The sequence below is a fragment of the Empedobacter sp. UBA5924 genome (genome assembly GCF_002431085.1).
Taxonomy (GTDB): Bacteria; Bacteroidota; Bacteroidia; order Flavobacteriales; family Weeksellaceae; genus Empedobacter; species Empedobacter falsenii_B.
This window is the reverse complement of record NZ_DJDM01000051.1, coordinates 20,472-27,812: the sequence shown is the minus strand read 5'-3', so window position 1 is coordinate 27,812 and position 7,341 is coordinate 20,472. Positions and strand designations below refer to the sequence as shown.

General features: G+C 30.4%; 3 protein-coding genes. 2 read left to right on the top strand and 1 reads right to left on the bottom strand.

Annotated features, from left to right (window positions below):
- Nucleotides 1-58 precede the first annotated feature (58 nt).
- Nucleotides 59-280 carry a hypothetical protein gene (locus tag B3792_RS13165; RefSeq protein ID WP_280045891.1) on the bottom strand — a complete coding sequence of 74 codons (222 nt, stop codon included), beginning with the start codon at nt 278-280 and terminating at the stop codon, nt 59-61.
- 2,021 nt (nt 281-2,301) lie between these two features.
- On the opposite strand from B3792_RS13165, the gene B3792_RS13160 reads away from it, so the two are divergent.
- The gene (locus B3792_RS13160) at nt 2,302-3,084 is read left to right on the top strand and encodes an RNA polymerase sigma factor (protein WP_291069829.1); all 783 of its coding nucleotides are present in this window, start codon (nt 2,302-2,304) and stop codon (nt 3,082-3,084) included.
- A gap of 2 nt (nt 3,085-3,086) precedes the next feature.
- A complete protein-coding gene (locus B3792_RS13155) occupies nt 3,087-4,184 on the top strand; it encodes a hypothetical protein (protein ID WP_291069827.1) in 1,098 nt (365 codons plus the stop codon).
- The last annotated feature ends 3,157 nt before the right edge of the window (nt 4,185-7,341 follow it).

Here is a 7,341-nt window from a genome sequence, read left to right as displayed (position 1 = left end):
CACAGTTAGTAAGATACTACCATTATAATATATAAAAAGGCTCCAACTTGGAGCCTTTTTATATGTTAACCAGCTTAAAGAATTCGTATAACTTGATTTCTCGCGCTTCACAAATTCTCAAAATTGTTTTTAAACTAATATTATAATTCTCATCTTCTTTAATTAATCTTACAGTCTTTTCATCAATTCCATGAGAATTTGCAAAAGAAAGGTTGCTTTGACTATCTGCTAACCAGTTGTCTCTTATAAACTCTACAATTTTTCTGTTTTTATCTTTCATTTTGACAAATGAAGGAGTTATTTAAAAAAATAATTCGGATTTATATCCGAATAATAAAAATTATTATTATATTTGTTTACAGATAGTTAAAAAATAAAGTCAAAATACTTTTATCTCGCATTGGAAAACTGGTAATTTTTGTAGCAACGAGAAAATAAGTAAATTTGCTCACGACCTAGGCGTGGGCTCTCTTATTGTTGCACGGTATACCAGTACCCCTAATGCTTTAAGATGAGTTCCATGCCTTTCTTGTTTTTGGTCGTTTTCTTCCATCACATTCGCATCGAACTTTTTATAATACACATTTGGTTATTCCTCTATACCAAATGTTTTACCCTCTACACTTTTGCAAGATTTAAAGATTTTGCACAGACGGTTATTCGATTCAGTTAGAATTGTAAGATGTATATATTAGATTTTAGATATTAGTATTGAGATTTTAGAATTGTAAAATGTAGTAGTTGTGATGTATAAAGTATAAAGTAAAATGTATTCAGATTAAGGATGAGGTTCTGAGATGAGTTGAGATAGACAAAAAGATGATGTTTTGAACATAATTACGTGAACAAGAGAATAATTAGTAGTTCTTTATTTATTACTTTTTTGCTTGATCAAAAAGTAATCAAAAGTTATTCATATGATTTATTATTATTTTTAAGGTATTCATGAATGCAAAGCATTACAAGACCGCGATTTTCGACGTTCAATTCTCATCTCACGCACTAAAAAGATTAAATGATTCGCATACGCTCACTAATCTTTTTTACGCTTGTTTCAATGGATTGAAGCTCGTCTGCAAATCGTATGTCAACTCTAAAATTCGTTGTTAAAAAAGGATTTGAATATTAATAAGAAAAAAAACGTAAAACGTTAAGCGTATCACGTAAAACATAACAAAAAACCCCTTTCCTAAAACAAAGTTGGCGCGATGTACAGGAAAAGGAGTGGATTTTAAAACTAATGTTGAATTAAAAAACTATGTAAAATTATGAAACAATTTTACTTCAAATTCGGTAGGCAATCTTATGTTACGCTACTGAGATTATTTTGTGTTATAGCATTATATGCACAAATAAAAACCATGACTGACATGGTAAAAGAAATTCGATCCTCATTGGATATACTAGTAGGAAGGAGAAATAGTGAACAAAATTATTAAGCAATAAAGACTCACATTTAATTCCCCGAAGACAACTTATAAGAGAGTGAATGATCTTCATAAAAGTAGTGTTAATTTTTATTTCATTTATTAATGTAATTTTTAAAACTGTCCAAGGGGAATTTGTGGGTTTATGCCTGGTTTCATAATGACAAAATTCGTTGTCAAAATCGAATTAGAATTTTAATTAGAAAAAACACGTAAAACGTTAAGCGTACAATGTAAAACTTGATAAAAAACATTGTGGTTAGAGAAATTAAGTGTTAAAATCCTATATCTGTGTATATCCAAAATGACACTTTTCTGTATCAGTTGTGTATCCGCGCTATATCCATTGTGTATCCATTGTATATGCGTTCCGTATGGTTTGTTCGAGGTTCGTGTATCGGTGTTTAATTTGTAAAAAGTACAGATTAGATGTTAGATATGAGAATTGAGATTTTATAATTGTAAGTTATCTTATGTATTTGAGGTTGAGATTAAGGATAAGGTTCTGTGACGAACTAAGACAACGATTTAAAGGATGAAGAAAATGGCATTAAAACTCTCACGTTAAGAAAATGGATGAATGGAGCGTTAAAAAGGTTTTAGCCCGTAGGGTTTTTAAAATCTTTAGTGAAATGAGAACATTTTTAGTAGAGAGGTTTACGGCCTTGACTTTTTGGTTACTTTTTAGTCAAGTAAAAAGTGACATTAAAGAAAAGGAATACCTGAGTCACATCGTGACTCCTCCTCTTAATCTCAAATGTTGTTAAAAGTGAATTTGATTATTAATAAGAAAAAAGACGTAAAACGTTAAGCGTAAAACGTATAACGTATAACGTAATGCATCACGTAAAACATAATTAAAACCACCTTTATTATGCTAGTAAAAGAATATGAATTATTGAAAAAAGGCGATCCCAAAGCCTTAGAGCAAATTTATTCACGACATAAAAGACTACTTTTTTGGATTGGTAAACAAATAGTTGATGATGAATTTGTTGTAGAATGTTTGGTACAAGATGCGTTTCTGAAATTATGGGAATATCGTGAGAAAATTGAAAAACCTGAACATATCTTTTATTTCACACGACTTGTTTTGAAACACAGCTGTTATTCGCATTATAGAAGTTCTAAAAATAAATTTTTTAGGTCAGTGCATTCATTAGAGAGTTACGAGAATTATGAGAATTATTTGACTGTATACGATCCTTTAGAGGCTGCAGAAAACATAAAGGATAAACTAATACATGACCAACATTATGAAGAAATTAGAAAAATATTACCCTTATTAAGCGCTGAAAGAAAACATTTGATTGAACTCTGCTTGAAATATGGATTTAGATACAAAGCAATTGCCAATGCAATGGGAAAAAGAGTTTCAGAAACGAGTAAGGAGATTAAAAGTGCAATAGAGGATGTTAAGAGCCTGATTAATAGTCAAGATGTATTCGTGTCTAAAAAAGAAATAATTTCTGAGGAAAAGGCACCAAATCAAATGACCGAAAAACAATCGTTGATTTTAAAGCTTCGATTCGAAATGAAACAATCGTTTACAACCATTGCCAAGACATTAGAACTTTCTCAGAAAGAAGTGCACAATGAATTTGTCGTCGCTTATAAATTGACTCAACAAAACAAGTTTAAACCCCTAAATAACTAAATATGGAAAATTCTACAGTTTTTTTAACACGTAAAATACAGTTAATTGCTGATTTACCGACTCAAGAAGAACGAAAAGAAGTTGTGAGTACGCTTTATAAATGGCAAAATAGATGTTTTATAGCGGCTAATATGATTGTTTCTCATTTGTATGTGCAAGAAATGGTGAAAGATTTTTTTTATTTCTCTGAAGGAATCAAATATAAATTAGCAGACGAAAACAAAGATGATGCTGGTATACTCAAATGGTCACGGTCGACTACAATTTATCGTGTGCTCTCAAAACGTTTTAAGGACGAAGTTCCGATGTATATATTGTCTAGTTTGATCAATACGTTATACCTGTCCTTCAAGAAGGATTGTGTCAAGTATTGGAAAGGGGAACTTTCATTAAAAATTTTTAAACGAGATATAGCAATTCCTTTTAACATAGCGAGAATAAGTAAATTCTCGTATGATACAGATAAAAAATACATTTATTTTAAACTTTATAAAATTCCTTTTAAAACATATCTTGGAAGAGACTATATTGATAATTATAAGCTATTGGAGCAAATAGTAAATAACGAAATTAGAATTTGTAGATCACATATTAAATTAGAAAAAAATAAAATATTTTGGGTATTCACGGTAGAAATTGAAAAAGAAAAAAATCAATTACAACCAGATATTATTGCAGAAGTTTCTTTGTCATTAGAATATCCGTTGGTTGTAAAAATAGGTAGATCTCAGCTAACCATTGGTAGCAAAGAAGAATTTCTATATAGAAGATTAGCCATACAAGCTTCTCGTAAAAGAATTTTAGAAGGAGTGCCTTTTTGCAAAGGAGGGAAAGGAAAAGAAAGAAAATTAAAAATAGCAAAAAAATTAAAAAATACAGAGAGTAAATATGTTCATCATCGCCTACATGTCTACAGTAGAATGTTAATTGATTTTTGCGTTGAAAAAAAAGCAGGAACCATAGTTATTGTAGATCAAGAAGAAAAAATACAAATTGCCAAAGAAGAAAGATTTGTCTTAAGAAACTGGAGCTATTATGAGCTCATACATAAAATAAAATACAAAGCTGATAAAGCAGGTATTGAGCTTATAACAGCTTAAACCATAATTTTGGAGGGTGATTTGTACACCCGTAGGGTGAGGTGATTGTAAACGCTCATCAAATGTGAAAAACATATACAAAGGGGGATTTTTAGGTTTTATTGAAACACGTTAGATGGTCCCAAGTTAAAGGCAGGATAAAGGCAGGATAAAGGCAGGATAAAGGCAACATAGTGGCAGTAGGGTGGCAGTAGAATATTTGTAAAAGGTTTTTGATATGGGATTTACGATGTAAAATGTTTTTATGAACAATTAGATATGAGATATGAGATTCTTTGAAAGTTCTGAATGACAAGGAATTTGAATATTGAAAAAGAATTAGAAAAATCCGGCATTAAAACTCTCACGTTAAGAAAATGGTTGAATGGAGCGTTTAAAAGGTTTTAGCCCGTAGGGTTTTTAAAATCTTTAGTGGAATGAAAACATTTTTAGTAGAGAGGTTTACGGCCTTGACTTTTTGGTTACTTTTTAGTCTGTTCCCCGAAGGGCATATGAATGCAAATAATTAAAATAGATAAGGAATGAATAAAAAAGTGACATTAAAGAATTTTTAATTTCAAATGTTATAAAAAGTGGATTTGAATATTGAAAAAAGAGTTAAAAAACCGGCATTAAAACTCTTACGTTAAGAAAATGGTTGAATGGAGCGTTAAAAAGGTTTTAGCCCGTAGGGTTTTTAAAATCTTTAGTGAAATGAAAACATTTTTAGTAGAGAGGTTTACGGCCTTGACTTTTTGGTTACTTTTTAGTCAATTAAAAAGTGACATTAAAGAATTTTTAATTTCAAATGTTATTAAAAAGGAATTTGAATATTGAAAAAGAATTAGAAAAATCCGACGATTTAGAATCGAAATGCAATTTAACTCTAAATTATTGGAATAAAAAAAGTTGGAGTGTCTGAGTGGAGCGAGTTGCCAACTTTATGTAAATAATTTAGCAAGTTGAATTACCTGAGCCATACCATGGCTCCTCCTTTTAATTTCAAATGTTTTTTGGATGAGCTTACCCGAAGGGCATATGAATACCTATAATTAAAATAGATAAGCTATGAATAAAAAAATGAAAGTAATAGATTTCTCGATACCTCAAATTAACAACGAGTTGAGGTTCTGAACATAATTACGTGAATAAGAGAATAATTAGTAGTTCTTTATTTATTACTTTTTGCTTGATCAAAAAGTAATCAAAAAATCAAGACTGCGATTTTCGACGTTCAATTAGCATTTCACGCACTAAAAAGATTAAATGATTCGCATACGCTCACTAATCTTTTTTACGCTTGTTTCAATGGATTGAAACTCGTCTGCAAATCGTATGTCGACTCTAAAATTCGTTATAAAAAGTGGATTTGAGTATTGAAAAAGGATGAAGAAACCGGCATTAAAACTCTCACGTTAAGAAAATGTTTGAGTGCAACGTTAAAAAGGTTTTAGCCCGTAGGGTTTTTAAAATCTTTAGTGGAATGAGGGCATTTTTAGTAGAGAGGTTTACAGCCAAGAGTTTTTTGATAACTTTTTTGCTCTCAAAAAAGTGATAGAAACATTCTGCACTTCGAGTGCCTCAGTGACCGTGTTAAAAGTGACAACGAATTTTAATTAAAAAGAAGGATTATGAAAAACTATAATCATTCATTTTTATTCATTCATTTTTATTGTTTTCAAATGAATTCATATACCCTTTGGGGAAGTCTTGACACAAAAACATTTGAAATTAAAAGGAGAAGCTCCAGTGGAGCTTAGGTATAAATTGTTACAAGTTGATTAATAATTATATGTTCATTTTTTCCTTGATGAAAAAACGAACCAAAAAAATCAAGACCGCGATTTTCGACGTTCAATTCTCATCTCACGCACTAAAAAGATTAAATGATTCGCATACGCTCACTAATCTTTTTTACGCTTGTTTCAATGGATTGAAACTCGTCTGCAAATCGTATGTCGACTCTAAAATTCTTTGTTAAAAAAGGATTTGAATATTAATAAGAAAAAAAACGTAAAACGTTAAGCGTATCACGTAAAACATAACAAAAAAACCCTTTCCTAAAACAAAGTTGGCGCGATGTACAGGAAAAGGAGTGGATTTTAAAACTAATGTTGAATTAAAAAACTATGTAAAATTATGAAAGAGTAAACAGATTCACACTCTATCCCCCGAAGACAACACAAAGAGTATAAATGATCTTCATAAAATGATTAGTGTTAATTTTTTTCATTTATTAATGTAATTTTTAAAACTTGTTGGAGGGGGAATTTTTTTAGGAGGAATATAGGATAAACAGGGACGCGCGCGCGAAAAAATAGAGATGAAATTCTAAATGGAATTTACGATAATAAGAAGTTCTCTATTTATTGCTTTTTGCTTGATCAAAAAGTAATCAAAAAATCAAGTCTGTGCTTACAAGTCGGTCAATAATGGCTACTCGCTAAATGCTTTAAATCATTCGCATTTGAAATGCGAACAGTAAATCATTTTTAACGCTCCTTACGCCGAATTGACACTCGACTTTTCAGCAATGACGAGTTAAGAATCGAAATGATAACGAATTTTAATATAGAAAAAGGATGTAGAAACCGGCATTAAAACTCTCACGTTAAGAAAATGGTTGAATGCAACGTTAAAAAGGTTTTAGCCCGTAGGGTTTGTAAAATCTTTAGTGAAATGAAAACATTTTTAGTAGAGAGGTTTACAGCCTTGACTTTTTGGNNAAAAGTGACATTAAAGAAAAGAATACCTGAGCCATATTATGGCTCCTCCTTTTAATTTCAAATGTTTTTTGCGCTTAAAAAATGAAAGAATGATAATGATTTAAAACATTGAATGGCTGAAACTTATTTTGACCGTCCAAAATCAAAGACTTGATGTTTTGTAACTTTTGCATTAAGGTAAAAGTTAGAAGAAAAAAAATAGAAAGATTCTGCACTTTGAGTGCCTCAGTGCCCATGTTTAGAATGGTAGAAAATAATATTCACCACATAGATACATAGAACTGAATGATGAAAAATAAAGAGCAATAGAGAAGATAAATCTATTAAACATAGTTAGCAGCTCGCTATGTTTCTGTTTACTGAACTATGGAATCTCTAAAATAAAAAAAGATAAAAACCTATGTTTCTATTGTGGTTAAAAAATAACTTATAACGTAAAAAAAATAAAACCT

Coding starts and splice junctions, on each gene's coding strand:
- B3792_RS13165 (WP_280045891.1), bottom strand. CDS start 280: ATGAAAGATAAAAACAGAAAAATTGTAGAGTTTATAAGAGACAACTGG.
- B3792_RS13160 (WP_291069829.1), top strand. CDS start 2,302: ATGCTAGTAAAAGAATATGAATTATTGAAAAAAGGCGATCCCAAAGCC.
- B3792_RS13155 (WP_291069827.1), top strand. CDS start 3,087: ATGGAAAATTCTACAGTTTTTTTAACACGTAAAATACAGTTAATTGCT.